Raw genomic sequence first — 18,449 nt, forward strand, 5'->3', positions numbered from 1 at the left:
GGAGGAGAGGGAAATCTTAAAAAAGGGTGAGGCCATTTTCCGCCATTGGTCCGAGGACAATGGACGAACCAGTTCTTTGCGGGCCTAAAGCAATGAGATTTAGGTTTGTCGAAGAGCATAGGGCCAGAATGGTCTCAAGGTGTCCATGAGCGGCAAAGGCAACTGCTATGACAATGCCGCCGTCGAAACCTTCTTCAAGACGATCAAAGCCGAGTTGATCTGGCGACGATCATGGGCAACGAGGCGGCAGGCTGAGATGACCATCTTCGAATATATCAATGGCTTCTACAATCCGCGTCGTCGCCACTCAGCACTGGGTTGGAAAAGCCCGGTCGCTTTCGAACGCAAGGTGGCCTAAACGAGCACTTGGGGCGGCACTAAAGCGGGACAGGTCCAGTGTTTTTGTGTAAGAAGATGTGCCCCCTCCGCAGCCAATCACAGCTGAATGAAACCGCTTTCAAATCGGTCCGTCTCTGTGCAGTATGTCCCACGACATTCGCGCGAAAGAGGAACGACAGATGACCGACGCCCCCAGCCGCCCGCTTCGGTCCAGAGCGTGGTTTGACAACCCCGACAACCCGGGGATGACCGCGCTTTATCTTGAAAAATATATGAATTTCGGCCTCTCGCAGGAAGAGTTGCAATCCAACCGGCCGATCATTGGCATCGCGCAGACCGGTTCGGATTTGGCACCCTGCAATCGCCATCATATTGAATTGGCCAAACGGGTGCGGGAGGGGATCCGCGATGCAGGCGGGATTGCCATCGAGTTTCCGGTTCATCCCATCCATGAAAGCGGCAAGCGCCCCACAGCGGGGCTGGATCGCAACCTGACCTATCTGAGCCTGGTTGAGGTGCTGCACGGCTACCCGCTGGACGGCGTTGTGCTGACCATCGGGTGTGACAAGACCACGCCTGCGTTGCTTATGGCGGCCGCAACCGTCAACATGCCCGCAATCGCGCTGTCATCGGGCCCGATGATCAACGGCTATTTTCAGGGGGAGCGCGCGGGGTCCGGAACGATCATCTGGAAGGCGCGTGAGATGATGGCCAAGGGCGAGATCGACTACGCGGGGTTTGTGAAACTGGTCACGGCCTCTGCCCCGTCGATTGGGTATTGCAACACGATGGGCACGGCCTCGACCATGAATTCACTGGCCGAGGTGTTGGGCATGCAGCTGCCCGGGTCCGCCGCGATCCCTGCGCCGCACCGTGACCGGGCCGAGGTGGCGTTTCGCACGGGGCGGCGCATCGTTGATATGGTGCATGAGGATCTGAAACCGTCGGATATTCTGACGAAGGAGGCGTTTATCAATGCCATCCGCGTCAATTCCGCCATTGGTGGATCGTCTAACGCACCCATCCACATCGGCGCCATCGCGCGGCACATTGGCGTCGATCTGCCGGTGACGGATTGGCAAGCCTATGGGCGCGACATCCCGTTGTTGGTGAACATGCAGCCCGCGGGCGATTATCTGGCCGAGGATTTCTACCGCGCGGGCGGTGTGCCTGCGGTCGTCAACCAACTGATGGAACAGGATCTGATCCACGCGGATGCGCCCACGGTCAACGGTCAAACGCTGGGCCAGAACTGCGCAGGGGCGGCGATTGAGGACACGGATGTGATCCGTCCCTATGCGGCCCCCATCACCGAGCGGGCGGGGTTTCTGGTGCTGTCGGGCAATATTTTTGACGCGGCGATCATGAAAACCTCTGTCATCTCAGACGAGTTTCGCGCGCGGTATCTGAGCAACCCCGACGACCCGGAGGCGTTTGAGGGGCGCGCCGTGGTCTTCGACGGGCCGGAGGATTACCACGAGCGGATCGAGGACCCTGCCTTGGGCGTCACCGAAAATTCGATCCTGTTTATGCGCGGCGCGGGCCCCGTGGGCTATCCCGGTGCGGCTGAGGTCGTGAATATGCAGGCCCCTGCGGCCCTTCTGACGGCGGGCATTTCATCGCTGCCGTGTGTGGGCGACGGGCGGCAATCGGGGACCTCTGGCTCCCCCTCGATCCTGAATGCCGCACCTGAGGCGGCGGTGGGCGGGGGGCTTGCGCTTTTGCAGACTGGGGATCCGGTGCGCATTGATTTGGCGCGCGGCACCGTCAATATGCTGGTGGCTGAGGATGAGCTGGCCGCGCGGCGCACAGCCTTGGACGCGCAGGGCGGCTATGCCTATCCCGAAAGCCAGACCCCGTGGCAGGAAATTCAACGGGGACTTGTGGGCCAATTGGACAGCGGCGGGGTTCTGGAACCGGCTGTGAAATATCAACGTCTCGCGCAGAAGGGTCTGCCGCGGGACAGCCATTAGACAACAAGGAAAACGCAGATGAAACTTATTCGGTTCGGCCCCGCAGGTCAGGAAAAACAGGGTGTTCTGGATGACGCGGGCACACTCCGTGATCTGAGCGGGGCACTGGACGGCACCGCCGCCTATTTGTCCGACGCCTATATGGCGCAGATTGCGGCGCTTGATCTGGCCGCGTTGCCCGCTGTGCCTGCGGACACGCGCGTGGGCGCTTGCGTCACGGGGGTGGGCAATTTCATCGCCATTGGCCTCAACTACGCTGATCACGCGGCAGAGGCGGGCATGGACATCCCCGCAGAGCCTATTTTGTTCAATAAGGCGCCGTCCTGCATCGTTGGGCCCAACGACGATGTGCGCATTCCGCCCGGATCCGAGAAGACCGATTGGGAGGTCGAGCTGGCCGTCGTCATAGGCAAAACCGGAAGCTATATAGCCGAGGCTGATGCCATGGATCACGTCGCGGGTTTTTGCGTGTGCAACGACGTGTCCGAACGGGAATATCAGCTGGAACGGGGCGGCACATGGACCAAAGGCAAGGGCAGCCCGACGTTTGGGCCGCTTGGGCCGTGGTTGGTGACCCGTGATGAGGTGGACACCGCAGATCTGGCCATGACCTTGTCGGTAAACGGCGACACCGTGCAGAACGGATCGACGTCGACGATGATTTTCAAGGTGCCCCATCTGGTGTCCTATGTGTCCCATTTCATGGAATTGCAGGCCGGGGACGTGATCACCACGGGCACGCCCCCCGGTGTGGGCATGGGGCTGAAGCCGCAACGCTACCTGAAGCCTGGCGATGAGATGGTGCTTGAGATTGCGGGCCTTGGCGTGCAGCGCCAGACCGCTGTGGCCACACCGTAAAGAGGGGGGGTAATTATGTCAAAACTGACGGCGAAGACCTGTCTTGTGACCGGCGCCGCCCAAGGCATTGGTGCGCGCATCACAGAGGTGTTTTTGGAGGAGGGCGCGCGCGTCATTGCCGCTGATCTGCAATATGACGGCACCGGTACGGGGTTTGACGACACGGGCCGCCTCAACCGGCATCTGGACGTCACGAACCCCGAACAGGTTGCGGCTTTGGCGGCGGAGTTTCCGGACATCAATGTTCTGGTCAATTGCGCGGGCTATGTGGCGGCGGGCAGCGTGATTGACTGCACGCCTGCGGATTTTCAGCGCAGCGTCGATTTGAACGTTACGGCCACATATTCGGTCACCGCCGCGGTTTTGCCCGCCATGGTCGAGGCACGGGATGGTGTGATCATCAACATCGCTTCGGTGGTGTCATCGGTTATGGCCGCCCCCGGTCGTTTTGCCTACGGGGCGACCAAGGCGGCGGTGTTGGGGATGACGCTGTCCATTGCGCGGGACTTTTCGGACAAGGGCATTCGCTGCAACGCGATCAGCCCGGGCACCGTGGACACCCCGTCGCTGCACGAACGGCTGGCCGCCACGGGCGACGCCGAGGCCGCGATGACGGCATTCAAGGCGCGTCAGATGACGGGCCGGTTGGGCACGGTGGACGAAATCGCCGCTGTGGCGTTGCTGATGGCCTCGGACGATGCGACGTTCATGACAGGATCTAACGTCGTCATCGACGGCGGTATGTCCCTGTAAGCGGCGCGAAGGACACAGCATGCAGAAACTTGCGGTCATTACGGGCGGCAGCACAGGCATCGGCCACCACCTTGTGGGGGCGGTGGCCAAGGCGGGATACCGTGTAGCGTTCACGTACCATTCTACCGCCGCCCCGGCGGAGGCACTGGCGGAGACGTTGCGCGCGCAGGGCCATAGCGTCAGTGCGCACCGGTGTGATGTGGGGGATGCGGATCAGGTGGCAGGTTTTTATGACGCCCTTTTGGCCGAGACCGGACAGGCGCCTGATTTGCTGGTCAACAATGCCGGCATCCAGACATGGGCGCCGCTGCTGGAGTTGGACGTCGAGGACTGGGATCGAACAATCAAGACCAACCTGCGGGGCTGCTTTTTGAACACCCAAGCCGCCGCACGTCAGATGAAGGATCACGGCATCCGAGGGGCCATCGTCAACCTTGGGTCTGGCTGCAACAAATTGGCCTTCCCTAACCTTGTGGATTACACGGCGTCCAAAGGGGGGATTGAGCAATTCACCAAGGTGTCTGCCGCAGAACTTGGCCCCTACGGCATCCGCGTGAACTGCGTGGCCCCCGGTGCGATTGAAACGGACCGCACCAACGAGGAAGCGGATGGTTATGGCGACAAATGGTCGGCATTGACGCCGTTGCGCCGTGTGGGCAGGCCTGCTGATCTGGTGGGGCCGATCCTGTTTCTGGCCTCTGATGCGGCGGGCTTTGTGACGGGCCAAACCCTGTGGGTGGACGGAGGTGTCTTCACCCAAGCCGCGTGGCCACAAGACGCACGCTGAGAGGCACTGTCCCCAACGTCATCATGCGCGAGCCGCGCCAAAGGCATAGGCTGTCCGGGGGCTGCCTGTGGGGAGACCGCGGCCCGAACGGGCGCGCGGTGCGTTACAGCTGAACGGTGACGGGCAGGTGTTTGATGCCGCCCACGAAGTTTGACCGCAGGTATTGCACATCCCCCGCAGGTTCGATGGATTTCAGGCGGCGGCTGAGTTCCTGAAACAGGATGCGGACCTCAAGCCGCGCCAGATGCATCCCAAGGCAGACATGCGGCCCGTGCTGCCCGAATGCCAGATGCTGGTTCTGCGTGCGGGTCAGATCAATGTGAAACGGGTCAGGGATCGCGTCTGGGTCCCGGTTGGCGGAGGTCCACCAATAGACCACTTTGTCACCGGCACGAATGGTCTTGCCGTGGACTTCGGTGTCTTCGGTGCAAGTGCGGCGGAAATAGGTGGCGGGGGTGGCCCAGCGGATGATTTCATCGGCCATGGTGTCCCAGACGTCTTGCGTTTGCATCTGGTGCAGCAGTTCGGGTTTTTCGGCGATGGCGTGAACGCCTGCAGCGATGGAATAACGGGTGGTGTCATTGCCCGCAGCGACCAACAGGCAAAAGAAATTGCGAAACTCATCCTCGGAGATCACGGTGCCGTCTTTGGCCGGTTTCAGGATCATATGCAGAATGCCATCGGTGTCACCCATGCGCGCTTTGTGGTCCATCAGATCCTTGGCATAGGCGTACAGTTCGGCACCTGCGGGGGAGTTGAAGGGCATCAGGCGGAATTCATCCGTGGTCAGTTTATCGACCACATGATCGGTGAAATCCGGGTCCGAATTGGCCATCAAGGCGTCGCCCTTTTCCACCAACCATTCCAGATCACTTTCGGGCAGCCCCATGATGCGGCCCAACATGCGCATGGGCAATTCGCGGGCAATTTCGCGTGTGGCGTTGAAGGTGCCTTGGGCCAAGGCGCGATCAAGGATCGGGCCTGTGAGGTCAGTGATGTCTTGGGCGAAATTGGCGACGGAGGTTTTGGCAAAGGCTTTGAACACCTTCATGCGGGTCTGCAGATGTTCGGGGGCGTCGGTTTCCTGAAAGGTGCGTCGGGCAAGGTATTCTTCGCGGGTCTGGTCCTCGATCCGGATGCCTTGCGCCGAAGAAAAAACGCGAGGGTTGCCGTTCATCGCGGTGATGTCCGCGTTGCGGGTGATGGACCAGAATGGTGCGCCACCGTCCCATTCTGTCCAATGCACAGGGTCGTCGCGGCGCAGGCGGGCGAAGGTGTTGTGCGGCACGCCTTGGGTGTAGGTGTCGTGGCTTACGATGTCGGCATGGCCATCATCTGTCGGGGTCCACATGGACATGGCGCTCTGCCTCCTGCTTGGCATTAATTAACATGTGTAATATGCAAGACCATAAACCGGCCTCTGTCAAACGGAACCTGCGATGCATCTGGCTATTCTTGTGACCAATACGGATTTGTCCGACTTTGCCCATAGGCATCCGTTTGATGCCGAGAAATTCGAGACGATGGTGCACAGTGTCCGGCCTGATTGGACCTGTACGGCGTTCCGCGTGCATCTTGACGAATTCCCGCCCAGTCTTGCGCCCTTTGACGGGATCATCATCACCGGCAGCCCGGCATCGGTGCATGACACGGACCCGTGGGTGGGCCGGCTGTTGGAGGTGATCCGCAACACGACGCTGCCGTTGTTTGGGGCGTGCTATGGGCATCAGGCGATTGCCTTGGCCTTGGGCGGCACTGTTGGGGACAACCCCCATGGCTGGAGCCTTGGGTTGAAGCGCAGCGATGTCGTTGACCCCCAGCCATGGATGGCGGGGCTGGGCGGCAGCTATCGTCAGTTTGCGGCCCACAAGGAACAGGTGACGGCGTTGCCCGACGGGGCGCAGACGATCACATCCGCAGATGGCGTGCCCTGTGCGGGCTTTGTGATGGGCCGGCGGGTTTACACCACGCAGAACCACCCCGAAATATCGCCTGCCTTCTTTGAGGCTTTGTTGGCGGAATTCGGGCCGTCTTTTGGGGCGGACGTCGCGGCGGCGGCCAAAGCGTCGATGACGGGCCAGGACGATAATCTGGCCTACGCGGAGAGCATTGCTGCGTTCTTTGAACAGGCCGTTAAAGGCGAGCGGTATACTCGGTGATCTGGGCCTCAGCCTGGGTGATGAAGCGGGCGTTGCGGGCTCCGGTGTCGTCCTCATCTGCGCGGCTGATGTTCCAACCCACATAGCTGGCGGCCCGCAGCGCCATAAAGAGAGGCAGATGCGGCGTGTCCAGTGGCCGCAAAGAGGTATAGCCCGCCAGAAGTGCGGCGCGCAGGGCGGGGTAATCGCGGGCCGTCCGATGTTTCAACAGGGCTGTTGCGACATCGAACAAACGAAAGCCGAAGCCCCCGTCGTCAAAGTCGATGACGTGCAGGGTGTCACCAGACACCATCACATTTGCCGCCACGAGATCAGCGTGGATCAGCCCGTAGTCAAGGCTGGGCGCGATTTGGGTCAGGTCGTCGCGGGCGCTGTCGCGGAACGCCAACAGGCGCGTCTTTTGGTCCAAGTTCAGCGCGGGATTGTCCCAAAACCGATCCCAAAGCGGGGCGTGCCCCAAAAGGCCACCCTGATCCCATGCCGGACGGTCGCAAGATATGGCCTGTGGCCAGGCATCAATTGCACTGTGCATCCGCGCCATGTCGTGGCCCAGTTGGTGGAACACCTTTTCGCGCTGTGCGGCATCCATCTGGGGCAGGGCGGCATCAAGGGTTTCCCCCTCCAGCCAGGTCAGAACATCGACCTGCATCCCATCGACGCTGTGCAGATACGTGCCCTCAAGGCTGGCAATGGGCGAAGGAACAGACAGTCCCGCGCGGTCCAGCATCGCCATCCAGTCCAGTTCGGCCGCCAGTTCACTGTCCGTCCGGTAGCCCTGACGGTGGAGCCGCAGCGCAAAGCGGTTTTGGCCGTGCTCCACCCTGTAGACTGCGTTTTCGCGGACGGCGATCAGGGTGATCTTTGCCCCCTCAAGGCCCCATATAGGCAAGGCGTTGGCCGCTGTGTTCATGGGTGCAAGGACGTGTCCGCCAGCACTTCGTCCAGCGTGTCAAAAAGAAGATCCGCGTTGTCCTTGGAAAACGGCATCGGCGGACGGATCTTGAGCGTGTTTTTGTGGCGCCCCAGTTTCGACAGGATGACCCCGCGATGCCGCAGGGCGTTGATAACGCGGTCGGTGAAGTCGGAGGCGGGGGCTTTGGTGGTGCGGTCGGTCACCATTTCGGCCCCAAAGATGAGGCCAGAGCCGCGGATATCACCAATGACCTCATGTTGTGTTGCAAGCTTTTGCATCCGTTCACGGGCATAGGCACCGACGGTCTGGGCATTGGCAACAAGGCCCTTGTCGTCGATTTCTTCCAACACGGCCATGGCTGCGGCGCATGATACGGGGTTGCCGCCAAAGGTGTTGAAATAACGATACCCTGTGCGGAAGGCCGCGACGATGTCGTGGTTTGCGACAACGCCACCCACGGGGTGGCCGTTGGCCATGGGTTTGCCCAGCACCATCACATCCGGCACCACACCCATTTTTTCGTGGGCCCACATGTGGGTGCCCGTGCGGCCAAAGCCTGATTGGACCTCGTCACAGATTAGTAAACCGCCCGTACGGCGCACGACCTCCGCCACGGGTTTGAGCCACCCGTCGGGGAGGTCGGGGAAGCCTTCGTTGAGGAAATAGGGGCATACGACAAGGGCCGCAAAGCCTGTGCCGTCCTTTTCCAAACCGTCGATCTGTTGGGCCACATGGGCCGCAAAGGTCGTTCCATCAGGGTCGGGGTGGCGATAGCTGTCTGGGGCATCGACGAACCGGAAAAACTGGCCAAGTCCGAAGCCGACTGTTGGAATGTTGGATTTACCAAGCTGGCTGACCAGCGCGGTGTTCCCGTGATACGTCGCGTCGGTTGCAATGATCCCGCGTTTGCCAGTCACGGCTTCGGCCATGCGCAGGGCGATGTCGTTGGCCTCGGACCCCGTGCAGGTGAGGATCGCGGTATCAAGGCTGGCGTCGGTCGTGGCTGTCAGCCGTTCGATGTAGGACAAAATGCCCTCATGCAGGTAGCGCGTGTGCGTGTTGAGCGTGCTGGCCTGTCGGCAGATCGCCTCAACCACGCGAGGGTTGCAGTGCCCCACATGGGGCACGTTGTTGTAGCAATCCAGATACTTGCGCCCGTCTGCATCCCAAAGCCACACCCCTTCGCCGCGCACCAGATGCAGCGGGTCGTCGTAGAATGTGGACACGTTCGGCCCCATCAGGCGTGCACGGTCGACCAGCAGCTGTTCGGTGGAGCGCATTACAGATCGATCCGGAGGCCGTCGCGCCCCACGATCAGTTCACCGTCATAGTGATCCGCGCAGGCGGCGTGCCATTGGGCCTCGCCAAAGGTCGGATCGTCGGACGGGATGAGGTGGGACAGTGCCAGCCGTTTCGCCCCGGCCTTGGCTGCGGTTTTGGCCGCGTCATGGGCGAAGGTGTGCGACCGCAGCCAATGGGCCATCAGTTTGTCGTTGCCGGTGCCGTTGCCGACGCGGTCCAGCAAGGACGGCAGGGCTGCGTCCAACATGGCCTCGTGGATCAGCAGATCTGCCCCGCGCGCGAAGTCCTCCATCGCAGCGATAGGGGCCGTGTCACCGGAGAAGACGACGTGATGGGTGGCGGTTTTGAACGAAAAGGCAAAGCTGTCGATCAAGGGCGGATGTGCGGTGCGCATGGCGGTGACGGTCAGCCCGTCGTGATCCAGAACCGTGCCCGCATCGACCACATGGATGCGCACGAAACTGCGCAGATCCTCGCGGCCATCGTCGTCGATCCGAAGATCGATGTCGGCCTTCATGGAGGCCAGGAAACCGTCCCAATAGGCTTGCAGGCCGTCTGGGCCATAGACATCAACGGGCGTGACCAGCCCAGAACACCACGCGGTGTGGATGAGGGGGCCCAGTTCGATGTAGTGATCCGAATGCAGGTGGCTGATCAGAATGGTTGAGAGGCGTTTGAGGAGAAACCCCTGATCAACCAGCCCCCGCGTGACACCCAATCCGCAGTCTACTACGATCTGGCGGCCGCCCATGACGCACAGGTTGGATGTGGGCATGGACGATCCTTGCCGCACCGATGGCCCCCCCTTTGTGCCCAACAGGGCCACATAATTTTCCGTCATATCAGGGCCTTTCAGGCTGCGGCAAAACCGGCATCGAGTGCGGTCAGGATGGTGGTGGCGTCCGTCTCAGACAAGATCAGAGGGGGCGACAGGATCAGGTTCGGGCCGGAGACACGGACCATGGCACCGTTTTGATAGGCGACCTCCTGGACGGTTTGGGCTGTGGCTGCATCGATCGGCTTTTTGGTGGCGCGGTCGCTGACCATTTCCATAGCTGTCATCAGGCCATACCCCCCGCGCACGTCACCGATGATGTCGTATTTCTCCATCAACGCCCTGCAGCCTTCGTAAAGTTGGGTGCCCCTCGCGGCAGCGTTCTGCGGCACGTTCAGACGTTGGGTTTCGGCCAGACAGGCCAGGGCAGCGGCGGCCCCAACGGGGTGGCCGGAATAGGTGTAGCCGTGGCCGATCTTGGCGTTTGGATTGTCTTCGAACACGTCGAGCATCCGTTGCCCCATCATGACAGCGCCAAAGGGGAAGTATCCGTTGGTGATCGCCTTGGCCGTGGCCATCATGTCAGGCTGGATGCCCCACAGCCGCGCACCGGACCATGCGCCGGTGCGGCCATAGGCGGTGATGACCTCGTCGGTGATCAGCAGGATGCCATGGCGGTTGCAGATGTCCTGGACGGCGGGGGCAAAGCTGGGGTGGGGCGGGATGACGCCGCCGGCCCCCAAGATAGGTTCCATGATCATGGCCGCGATGGTGCCCGCACCTTGGAACGCGATTTCGTCCTCAAGCGCCTGCAGACAAAGCTGCGCAAGCGCCTCGGGGTCCGTTTCATTGAACGGATTGCGATAGGTGTAGGGGGCGGGGATGTGGAAACAGCCAGGCAAAAGGGGTTCATAGGCGGTGCGGAAATTCGCGTTGCCGTTGACGGAGGCGCCGCCGATATGCGTGCCGTGATAACCCTTTTTCAGGCTGAGAAACTTGGTCCGTCCGGCCTCGCCGCGCAATTTGTGATACTGCCGCGCCAGCCGCAGAGAGGTTTCGACGGAGTCCGACCCGCCCGAGGTGAAGAACGCGCGGCTGAGGCCATCTGGCGCGAAGAACTTTGACAGCTCATACGACAGCTCAATCGAGACATCGTTCGTCGTGCCGCGGAATGTGGAATAATAGGGCAGAATATCGAGTTGCTGCGCGATTGCGTCTTTGACGGGCTGGCAGGAATAGCCAAGGTTCACGTTCCACAGGCCGCCCACGCCATCGACCACGCGGTGCCCGTCAATGTCGGTGATCGAGACACCGTCGGCACCGGTGATGATCGTCGGCGGCGCATCGGCGCTGTCTTTTGGCGATGTCATCGGGTGCCACATCAGGCGGCCATTGTGTTCCTTCAGGAAGTTTGAATCTTTCATGATGTGCGTTCCAATGCGTTTGAATGTGTCAAAGAGCGGGCCCATGCGGCCTCAATTCCTGGGGGGATGGTGCCGCCCCAGTTGCGGGTGATGTTGCGGGCGGCGGTGACCAGTTCGGATTTGATGAGCTGTTCCAGGTCGGGGGTGAAGCGCGTGGCGACGCTGGCCACGGCGACCGCACCGGCAAGATGGCCGCTGTGGTCAAAGACGGGGGCGGACAGGCTTTGGATTTCGGCCTCATAGGTCTGGTTGGCGCGGCCAAACCCAGTGTCGCGGATGCTGGATACCAGGGCGGCCAGATCCGTTTGCGTCGTTGGTGTCGCCGCGGTGAACCCGCTCAGGGATGCCACCGCCACGTCAAACAAATCCTGAGGTCCAAAGGCAACGGCGCACAGGCCCGAGGCTGTTGCGTGCAGCGGGAAGGTGTTGATGTCGATCACGGCGCGGATGCTGTTGTGGGGGGCCTCGCAGGCGCACAACCCATAGAGCGTCTGCCCCGACAGAACGGTGACATGGGCGGTTTCGCCTGTAGCATCGGCCAGCGCGGACAGGACGGGTTTTGCCCCGTCCTTGCGCGGCACTGTCGCCTCGCGCAGTTGGGCCAGCTGCATCAGGGCGGGGCCCAGCCGGTAGTGTTTGGTTGCGGGGTTCTGTTCGACAAATCCCGCCGTTTCAAGGGCCTGAAGGTGGCGATAGGTCGTCGCCTTATCCCGCCCCGCCATCCGGCACAGCTGTGACAGCCCGATCTCAGGCTGGGAGGCCGAGAAATGCGTCAGAAGCGACAGGGCTTTGGTGGTGGAGGACATGATGGGCCTTCAGCATGGGCGAACACAAAAAAAGTTTGACACATGGGGTTAATCAAGACAAGCTTTTTGAAACGTCGGTTCATTATGTGAACCAGATAGCGGAGGCAGGAATGTTCAAGCGCACCACATCCATGTCGGCACGGGCGCTGGCCACGCCCTTGTTGGCGATTGGTGTGCGGGGCCTCGCAGCCCACAGACAGCCAAGACATATATGACGGCGAGACAAGGGTGACCCATGGACCAGACCAAGATTGACGCGTTGCGTGCGCAGCCCGTAGCCGGTTTTGACCATTTGATTGATGGAAAACATGTGCCGTCTTCGGACGGTGGCCGGATGGAGGTTATCTCTCCCATTGACGGGACGGTTCTGACGACCACTGCGGCGGGGACGGCGGCGGACATGGAGGCCGCGATTGCCTCGGCCCGTGCCGCGTTTGAAGATGGGCGCTGGGCCGGGCAGCCCCCTGCGGCCCGCAAGAAGGTGCTTTTGAAATGGGCTGATCTGATTGAGGCCAACGCGCTGGAATTGGCGGTGTTGGGCGTGCGCGACAACGGGACCGAGATCGGCATGGCTCTCAAGGCGGAGCCAGGGTCGGCGGCTGGTACGATCCGCTATTACGCGGAGGCTTTGGACAAACTCTATGGTGAAATCGCGGCCACCCCGGGTGATATTCTGGCGATGATCCACAAGGAGCCCGTGGGCGTGGTCGGCGCGATCATCCCGTGGAACTTCCCCATGATGATTGGCGCGTGGAAGTTGGGGCCTGCCTTGGCCATGGGCAATTCGGTCGTGCTCAAGCCTTCTGAAACGGCGTCACTGTCGTTGATGCGCATGGCTGAGCTGGCGTTGGAGGCCGGTTTGCCCCCCGGTGTGTTGAACGCCGTCACGGGCGAGGGCCGCGTGGTGGGGGAGGCCATGGGCCTGTCCATGGATGTGGATGTGCTGGTGTTCACCGGGTCGGGTGCCACAGGGCGTCGGCTGATGGAGTATTCTGCGCGGTCCAACATGAAACGGGTGTATCTGGAGTTGGGCGGCAAATCCCCCAACATCGTTTTTGCAGATGCGCCCAACCTTGAGGAGGCGGCCAAGGTCGCGGCGGGCGGAATTTTCCGCAATTCGGGTCAGGTGTGTGTCGCGGGGTCGCGCTTGCTGGTTGAGGCGGCCATCCATGACGAATTTGTCGCAGCTGTTGCCAAAGCGGCCGTGGCGATGCGCGTGGGCGATCCGTTAAAGGTCGACACCCACATCGGGGCGGTGAATTCCGAAGGTCAGTTGAAGGCCAATCTTGGCTTTGTGGACACGGCCACATCCGAAGGCGGGCAGGTTATCACCGGTGGCGGGCGCATTCTGGAGGACACGGGCGGCTTTTACATGGCCCCCACGATCATCACCGGCGTGGCCCGCGACGCGACGCTGGCCCAGAAGGAGGTGTTTGGCCCCGTTCTGGCCGTGACGCCGTTCGAGACGGAGGAGGAGGCCATTTCGCTTGCCAATTCAACCGTTTATGGCCTGGCCGGGGCCGCGTGGACATCGAACCTTGGCCGCGCGCACAGGATGGTCCGCGCGGTGCGCACGGGCGTGATGCATATCAACACGTATGGCGGCGCGGATGGCACTGTGCCCTTGGGAGGGGTCGGCCAGTCGGGCAACGGGGCGGATAAGTCCCTGCATGCGATTGAGAAATACGTGAACCTTAAAACCGCGTGGATCAAACTATGACAGACAAAACCATTCTGGTCATCGGCACCTATGACACCAAAGATGATGAACTGAGCTTTCTGGCGGGGGTGATCCGCGATCAGGGGGGACGGGTTGTGACCATGGATGTGTCCGTGCTGGGCGATCCATCACAGCCCACCGATTATTCCAAACATGCTGTGGCCGAAGAGGGCGGCAGCACCATTCAGGCCGCGATCGACAGTGGCGATGAAAACCACGCGATGCAGATCATGGCGAAGGGTGCAAGCCTATTGGCCGCGCGGCTGCATGCCGAAGGTGTGTTTGACGGCATGATCGTGCTGGGTGGGACGATGGGCACTGATTTGGCGCTTGATGTGGCTTCGGCCCTTCCGCTGGGGGTGCCGAAATACATCGTGTCGACTGTGTCTTTTTCCCCGCTGATCCCAGCAGACCGATTGGCGGCGGACACGCAGATGATCCTTTGGGCCGGGGGGCTTTATGGGCTGAACTCTGTGTGCAGGTCGTCGCTGTCACAGGCGGCGGGCGCTGTGTTGGGGGCCGCGCGTGCGGTCCAGAAAATGGACCCTACGAAGCCTTTGGTGGGCATGATGTCGCTGGGCACATCTGCATTGAAATACGTCATCCCGTTGAAACCCGCCCTGGAAGAGCGCGGGTTTGAAGTGGCCGTGTTCCACGCCACCGGCATGGGGGGGCGGGCGTTTGAAAGCCTTGCCGGGCAGGGGGCCTTTGCCTGTGTGATGGATTTCTGCACGCAAGAGCTGGGTAACCACATCCATGGATCGAACATATCGGCAGGGGCGGATCGTTTGACGAATGCGGGCCGGACGGGCACGCCGCAGATTGTGGCGCCTGGCTGTTATGATCTGGTTGATGTTGTCGGCTGGCAGCCGATTGATGCCAAGTGGGACGCGCATATGAAACATGCGCACAACCGGTTGCTGACGTCGATTGTGTTGCAGCCCGCAGAAACGAAGCAGGTCGCGCGCGCCCATTGCGCGCAGCTGGCAAAGGCCAAAGGCCCGACCGCGCTGATCCTGCCAGAACAGGGCCTTGGCGAATGGGACCGGGAAGGGGCCGATCTGCACAATCCCCAAGGGCTGAGCGCATTTCTGGCAGAGGTCGAGGCACAGGCCCCCGACACCATCACACTCCACCGCATCCCGTGTCACATCAACGATTCCGCCTTTGCGGACAAAGCGTTGAAGATCTTTGACGGCTGGTGCGCGGATGGCACCATCACGGTCTAATCCTGCGCGCCAGGATCCAGCCGTGTCAGAAGGTCGAGAAGGGTTTCATACTCTGCCGCGCCCAAGATGTCCTTGAACCCTTCCGCGATCTGCGCCGCTTGGGGGGCGTGGTCATTGATAATGCGCTGACCGGCTGCGGTGATTTCGATCAACTGACGGCGGCGGTCCTGGTCGTCGCGGGTCTGGGTGACAAAGCCCTTGTCGCGCAACGTGGCCGCGATGCGTGTCAGGCTGGGGAACAGAAGGCTTGATCTGTCGGCAAGCGTCTTTGTGTCCATCCGGCCAAAATCAGCCAAAACACGCAGAACGCGCCACTGTTGTTCGGTGATGCTGGTTTCTGACAACATGTCCCGAATGGGGGCCATCACGCCTTCCCGCGCGCGGATGAGGGCGATGGGAAGGGATCGGTTGGTGGAGGGAAGCGACTTTGACATGGGTCCTGAGATGCCCGCGATATGGATTGTTGACAACCGTTCTACCCATTAATTAACGTGCAACAATTAACATGTTAAGGAAATGGAGTGCCGCACGTTCATATCGAGTATTCCGCCAACCTCGAAGAGGTCGTGGATATGGGGGCGTTGTGCGAGGCCATCCGTCAGGCGGCGGCGCACCTTGAGGCCTTCCCAACCGCGGGCATTCGTGTGCGGGCCATCCGCGTGGATCATGTGGCGATGGCCGATGGGGATGCCAAACACGGGTTTATCGATCTTTCAGTCCGACTGAGAGAGGGACGACCCGACGACGTCAAACACGACGCGATCACGCGCATCTTTGCAGCCCTTCAAACCTTTATGGCCCCTGCGATGGACACCCGATCCATCGCGCTGTCCGCAGAGATGCGCGACATTGATGCGGCCCTTTCACCCAAATTTGGAAATGTCCGCGACCATATGGAGGACGGCACATGAGTGTTCTGGACGACAACATTTCAAAACTGGACGGCTTTTTGGCGCGGTTTCGTGAAACCGGCATTCAGAACCGGATTGCCGGTCAGGATGTGGCAGGGTCCCAGGGGGTGTTTCAGACGCTTTCGCCTGTTGATACGTCGGTGATCTGTGACGTGGCCCATGGTGCGGCGGCGGATATTGATAAGGCCGCCAATGCCGCCCACGACGCGTTTGCCGCCTGGCGCGATCTGCCCGCAGCGGAACGCAGGCGGATCATCATCCGCATCGCAGAAGGCATCGAAGCGCGCGCCGAAGAAATCGCGCTGTGCGAATGTTGGGACACGGGGCAGGCCTATAAATTCATGTCCAAGGCCGCCCTGCGCGGGGCCGAGAATTTCCGATATTTCGCCGATCAGGTCGTGCAGGCCCGCGACGGACAGCACCTGAAATCACCGACGTTGATGAACATTACCACCCGTGTGCCCATTGGTCCCGTGGGCGTGATTACCCCATGGAATACGCCGTTCATGCTGTCGACGTGGAAGATCGCACCTGCGCTTGCTGCGGGATGTACGGTTGTGCACAAGCCTGCCGAGGCCTCTCCGTTGACCGCGCGTTTGTTGGTGGAGATCGCCGAAGCGGCAGGCCTGCCGCCCGGTGTTCTGAACACGGTCAATGGCTTTGGGGAGGGCGCGGGCAAGGCGCTGTGCGAACACCCTAAGATCAAGGCGATTGCCTTTGTGGGCGAAAGCGGCACGGGGTCGAAAATCGTCAAACAGGGTGCCGATACGCTGAAGCGTAACCATCTGGAACTGGGCGGCAAGAACCCTGTGATCGTGTTTGACGATGCCGATCTTGATCGCGCCTTGGATGCCGCGATTTTCATGATCTATTCGATCAACGGGGAACGCTGCACCTCATCCTCGCGCCTGTTGGTGCAAGACACGATCCGTGATGCGTTCGAGGCCAAGCTGGTGGAGCGGGTGAACGCGATCAAAGTGGGCCACCCGTTGGACCCAACAACCGAAGTCGGCCCGCTTGTATCGCAAGACCATTTCGACAAAGTGACCCGCTATTTTGATATCGCCACCCAAGAGGGCGCGACCATCGCCGCGGGCGGTGAGACTGTGGGCGACGCGGGCTATTTCGTCCGCCCGACGCTGTTTACGCAGGCCCATAACAAAATGCGCATCGCGCAAGAGGAAATCTTTGGCCCCGTGCTGACGTCCATTCCGTTTTCCACCGAGGCGGAGGCGTTGGAGATGGCCAACGACACGGCCTACGGGTTGACGGGCTATCTGTGGACCAACGATCTGACCCGCGCCCTGCGCTTTACTGACACGTTGGAGGCGGGGATGATCTGGGTGAATTCCGAAAACGTCCGCCATCTGCCGACGCCGTTTGGCGGGGTGAAGGCCAGCGGCATCGGCCGCGACGGCGGTGATTGGTCGTTCGATTTCTACATGGAACAAAAGCACATCGGTTTTGCGACCGGTCAGCACAAGATCACCAAACTGGGAGCGCTCTAAGATGCCCGTACCTGCGCCAAACCTGTATCCCGATTTCAACGTCATCCGCCTGAGCCATGTGTGCCTGAACGTCAAAGACCTCAGCGCGTCCAGGGCGTTTTACACCGAAATTCTGGGCTTTCAGGTCACGGATGAAAGCGACAGCCACGTCTATCTGCGCGCCATGGAGGAACGGGGGCATCATTGTGTGATCCTGCAAAAATCCGATCAACCGGGCACGGTCGAGGTGATGGGGTTCAAGACCTTTGACGAAGACGACCTTGACCGCGCGGAGGCCTACTTCAGGGCCAAGGGCCGCCCGACGGAATGGGTGCAGCGCCCGTATCAGGGCAAGACGCTGCTGACGTCCGACAACCTTGGTATTCCGTTGGAGTTCTATCACAAAATGGACCGGCTGGCGCCGATCCACCAAAAATACGCGCTTTACCGTGGGGTGAAACCGCTGCGGATCGACCATTTCAATGTGTTCAGTCATGACGTGGACGCGTCGGTGGCGTTCTATTCAGACTTCGGCTTTCGGGTGACCGAATATACGGAGGACGAGGACAGCAAGATGTTGTGGGCCGCGTGGATGCACCGCAAGGGTGGGGTGCATGACATGGCGTTCACCAACGGGGTCGGACCGCGGATGCACCATGTTGCGTTCTGGGTGCCGACGCCCCTGAATATCATCGATCTTCTCGATCTGATGGCGACAACGGGGTATGTGGCCAATATTGAACGGGGGCCGGGGCGACATGGGATTTCCAATGCCTTTTTCCTGTATATTCTTGATCCTGACGGCCACCGGATTGAGATTTATTGCTCGGATTATCAGACAGTTGATCCTGATCTGGAACCGATCAAATGGGATTTGAAAGACCCGCAGCGCCAGACCCTCTGGGGGGCGGCGGCACCCGAAAGCTGGTTCAATCACGGCACGACGTTTGTCGGGGTTGAGACCAATGAGCCCAAGATCAAAGCCAGCCCGATTATTGCGCCCTAGGAGTGTG

Annotated in this window: 17 protein-coding genes and 1 pseudogene; 11 read left to right on the forward strand and 7 right to left on the reverse strand. The window is 60.8% G+C overall.

All coding sequences use genetic code 11. The features are described from left to right. Positions 1–124 precede the first annotated feature (124 nt). The 5 genes and pseudogenes from PSJ8397_RS00005 to PSJ8397_RS00025 form a co-directional block, all read left to right on the forward strand. Positions 125–358, forward strand: a pseudogene (locus PSJ8397_RS00005) (IS3 family transposase); the annotation flags it as partial. Positions 359–518: 160 nt separating this feature from the next. Beyond that, positions 519–2,312, forward strand: a complete 1,794-nt coding sequence (locus PSJ8397_RS00010) for an IlvD/Edd family dehydratase (RefSeq protein WP_085862512.1) — start codon at positions 519–521, stop codon at positions 2,310–2,312. An 18-nt stretch (positions 2,313–2,330) separates the two neighbouring features. Then, positions 2,331–3,170 (forward strand): fumarylacetoacetate hydrolase family protein, encoded by an 840-nt coding sequence (locus PSJ8397_RS00015; protein WP_085862514.1) that lies wholly within the window; start codon positions 2,331–2,333, stop codon positions 3,168–3,170. A 15-nt stretch (positions 3,171–3,185) separates the two neighbouring features. Further along, a complete protein-coding gene (locus PSJ8397_RS00020; RefSeq protein WP_085862515.1) occupies positions 3,186–3,923 on the forward strand; it encodes an SDR family oxidoreductase in 738 nt (245 codons plus the stop codon). A 19-nt stretch (positions 3,924–3,942) separates the two neighbouring features. After that, a complete protein-coding gene (locus PSJ8397_RS00025; protein WP_085862516.1) occupies positions 3,943–4,710 on the forward strand; it encodes an SDR family NAD(P)-dependent oxidoreductase in 768 nt (255 codons plus the stop codon). A gap of 103 nt (positions 4,711–4,813) precedes the next feature. On the opposite strand, the gene PSJ8397_RS00030 is transcribed toward PSJ8397_RS00025, so the two are convergent. Further along, positions 4,814–6,067: a cytochrome P450 gene (locus PSJ8397_RS00030; RefSeq protein WP_085862517.1), complete on the reverse strand. Its 1,254-nt coding sequence runs from the start codon at positions 6,065–6,067 to the stop codon at positions 4,814–4,816. Positions 6,068–6,149: 82 nt separating this feature from the next. Here PSJ8397_RS00030 and PSJ8397_RS00035 point away from each other — a divergent pair, with 82 nt between their 5' ends. After that, a complete protein-coding gene (locus PSJ8397_RS00035) occupies positions 6,150–6,869 on the forward strand; it encodes a type 1 glutamine amidotransferase (RefSeq protein WP_085862518.1) in 720 nt (239 codons plus the stop codon). Here the strand turns inward: PSJ8397_RS00035 and PSJ8397_RS00040 are convergent. The 5 genes from PSJ8397_RS00040 to PSJ8397_RS00060 are packed head-to-tail and all read right to left on the reverse strand — an operon-like array spanning position 6,844 to position 12,089. Then, complete coding sequence (locus PSJ8397_RS00040) at positions 6,844–7,779, reverse strand: phosphotransferase (protein ID WP_085862520.1); 936 nt, start codon at positions 7,777–7,779, stop codon at positions 6,844–6,846. The two genes, PSJ8397_RS00035 and PSJ8397_RS00040, sit on opposite strands and share 26 nt — an antisense overlap. After that, a complete protein-coding gene (locus PSJ8397_RS00045) occupies positions 7,776–9,062 on the reverse strand; it encodes an aspartate aminotransferase family protein (RefSeq protein ID WP_085862521.1) in 1,287 nt (428 codons plus the stop codon). The genes PSJ8397_RS00040 and PSJ8397_RS00045 overlap by 4 nt, the downstream gene beginning before the upstream one ends. Then, positions 9,062–9,925, reverse strand: coding sequence for an MBL fold metallo-hydrolase (locus PSJ8397_RS00050; protein WP_085862522.1), 864 nt, complete (start codon positions 9,923–9,925; stop codon positions 9,062–9,064). The genes PSJ8397_RS00045 and PSJ8397_RS00050 overlap by 1 nt, the downstream gene beginning before the upstream one ends. A gap of 11 nt (positions 9,926–9,936) precedes the next feature. Continuing rightward, positions 9,937–11,283, reverse strand: a complete 1,347-nt coding sequence (locus PSJ8397_RS00055; RefSeq protein ID WP_085863417.1) for an aminotransferase class III-fold pyridoxal phosphate-dependent enzyme — start codon at positions 11,281–11,283, stop codon at positions 9,937–9,939. Next, a complete protein-coding gene (locus PSJ8397_RS00060) occupies positions 11,280–12,089 on the reverse strand; it encodes an IclR family transcriptional regulator (protein WP_085862524.1) in 810 nt (269 codons plus the stop codon). Before PSJ8397_RS00060 ends, PSJ8397_RS00055 begins: the two co-directional genes overlap by 4 nt. 235 nt (positions 12,090–12,324) lie before the next feature. On the opposite strand from PSJ8397_RS00060, the gene PSJ8397_RS00070 reads away from it, so the two are divergent. Together PSJ8397_RS00070 and PSJ8397_RS00075 are read left to right on the forward strand one after the other, a co-directional pair. Then, on the forward strand, positions 12,325–13,809 hold the full coding sequence (locus PSJ8397_RS00070; protein ID WP_085862527.1) for an aldehyde dehydrogenase family protein: 1,485 nt from the start codon (positions 12,325–12,327) through the stop codon (positions 13,807–13,809). Beyond that, positions 13,806–15,038: a Tm-1-like ATP-binding domain-containing protein gene (locus PSJ8397_RS00075; RefSeq protein WP_085862529.1), complete on the forward strand. Its 1,233-nt coding sequence runs from the start codon at positions 13,806–13,808 to the stop codon at positions 15,036–15,038. The genes PSJ8397_RS00070 and PSJ8397_RS00075 overlap by 4 nt, the downstream gene beginning before the upstream one ends. Here PSJ8397_RS00075 and hpaR read toward each other — a convergent pair. Then, positions 15,035–15,472: a homoprotocatechuate degradation operon regulator HpaR gene (hpaR, locus tag PSJ8397_RS00080; RefSeq protein WP_085862530.1), complete on the reverse strand. Its 438-nt coding sequence runs from the start codon at positions 15,470–15,472 to the stop codon at positions 15,035–15,037. The two genes, PSJ8397_RS00075 and hpaR, sit on opposite strands and share 4 nt — an antisense overlap. 87 nt (positions 15,473–15,559) lie before the next feature. Here hpaR and PSJ8397_RS00085 point away from each other — a divergent pair, with 87 nt between their 5' ends. The 3 genes from PSJ8397_RS00085 to hpaD are packed head-to-tail and all read left to right on the forward strand — an operon-like array spanning position 15,560 to position 18,442. Next, complete coding sequence (locus PSJ8397_RS00085) at positions 15,560–15,949, forward strand: 5-carboxymethyl-2-hydroxymuconate Delta-isomerase (RefSeq protein WP_085862531.1); 390 nt, start codon at positions 15,560–15,562, stop codon at positions 15,947–15,949. Continuing rightward, positions 15,946–17,457, forward strand: coding sequence for a 5-carboxymethyl-2-hydroxymuconate semialdehyde dehydrogenase (hpaE, locus tag PSJ8397_RS00090; RefSeq protein WP_085862532.1), 1,512 nt, complete (start codon positions 15,946–15,948; stop codon positions 17,455–17,457). Before PSJ8397_RS00085 ends, hpaE begins: the two co-directional genes overlap by 4 nt. Before the next feature lies 1 nt (position 17,458). Next, on the forward strand, positions 17,459–18,442 hold the full coding sequence (gene hpaD, locus PSJ8397_RS00095) for a 3,4-dihydroxyphenylacetate 2,3-dioxygenase (protein WP_085862533.1): 984 nt from the start codon (positions 17,459–17,461) through the stop codon (positions 18,440–18,442). The last annotated feature ends 7 nt before the right edge of the window (positions 18,443–18,449 follow it).

The organism is Pseudooctadecabacter jejudonensis (assembly GCF_900172275.1).
In the GTDB taxonomy this organism is placed as follows: Bacteria; Pseudomonadota; Alphaproteobacteria; order Rhodobacterales; family Rhodobacteraceae; genus Octadecabacter; species Octadecabacter jejudonensis.

Excerpts from the sequence above, each read along its gene's own strand:
- PSJ8397_RS00010 (WP_085862512.1), top strand. The coding sequence starts at position 519 with ATGACCGACGCCCCCAGCCGCCCGCTTCGGTCCAGAGCGTGGTTTGAC.
- PSJ8397_RS00015 (WP_085862514.1), top strand. The coding sequence starts at position 2,331 with ATGAAACTTATTCGGTTCGGCCCCGCAGGTCAGGAAAAACAGGGTGTT.
- PSJ8397_RS00020 (WP_085862515.1), top strand. The coding sequence starts at position 3,186 with ATGTCAAAACTGACGGCGAAGACCTGTCTTGTGACCGGCGCCGCCCAA.
- PSJ8397_RS00025 (WP_085862516.1), top strand. The coding sequence starts at position 3,943 with ATGCAGAAACTTGCGGTCATTACGGGCGGCAGCACAGGCATCGGCCAC.
- PSJ8397_RS00030 (WP_085862517.1), bottom strand. The coding sequence starts at position 6,067 with ATGTCCATGTGGACCCCGACAGATGATGGCCATGCCGACATCGTAAGC.
- PSJ8397_RS00035 (WP_085862518.1), top strand. The coding sequence starts at position 6,150 with ATGCATCTGGCTATTCTTGTGACCAATACGGATTTGTCCGACTTTGCC.
- PSJ8397_RS00040 (WP_085862520.1), bottom strand. The coding sequence starts at position 7,779 with ATGAACACAGCGGCCAACGCCTTGCCTATATGGGGCCTTGAGGGGGCA.
- PSJ8397_RS00045 (WP_085862521.1), bottom strand. The coding sequence starts at position 9,062 with ATGCGCTCCACCGAACAGCTGCTGGTCGACCGTGCACGCCTGATGGGG.
- PSJ8397_RS00050 (WP_085862522.1), bottom strand. The coding sequence starts at position 9,925 with ATGACGGAAAATTATGTGGCCCTGTTGGGCACAAAGGGGGGGCCATCG.
- PSJ8397_RS00055 (WP_085863417.1), bottom strand. The coding sequence starts at position 11,283 with ATGAAAGATTCAAACTTCCTGAAGGAACACAATGGCCGCCTGATGTGG.
- PSJ8397_RS00060 (WP_085862524.1), bottom strand. The coding sequence starts at position 12,089 with ATGTCCTCCACCACCAAAGCCCTGTCGCTTCTGACGCATTTCTCGGCC.
- PSJ8397_RS00070 (WP_085862527.1), top strand. The coding sequence starts at position 12,325 with ATGGACCAGACCAAGATTGACGCGTTGCGTGCGCAGCCCGTAGCCGGT.
- PSJ8397_RS00075 (WP_085862529.1), top strand. The coding sequence starts at position 13,806 with ATGACAGACAAAACCATTCTGGTCATCGGCACCTATGACACCAAAGAT.
- hpaR (WP_085862530.1), bottom strand. The coding sequence starts at position 15,472 with ATGTCAAAGTCGCTTCCCTCCACCAACCGATCCCTTCCCATCGCCCTC.
- hpaE (WP_085862532.1), top strand. The coding sequence starts at position 15,946 with ATGAGTGTTCTGGACGACAACATTTCAAAACTGGACGGCTTTTTGGCG.
- hpaD (WP_085862533.1), top strand. The coding sequence starts at position 17,459 with ATGCCCGTACCTGCGCCAAACCTGTATCCCGATTTCAACGTCATCCGC.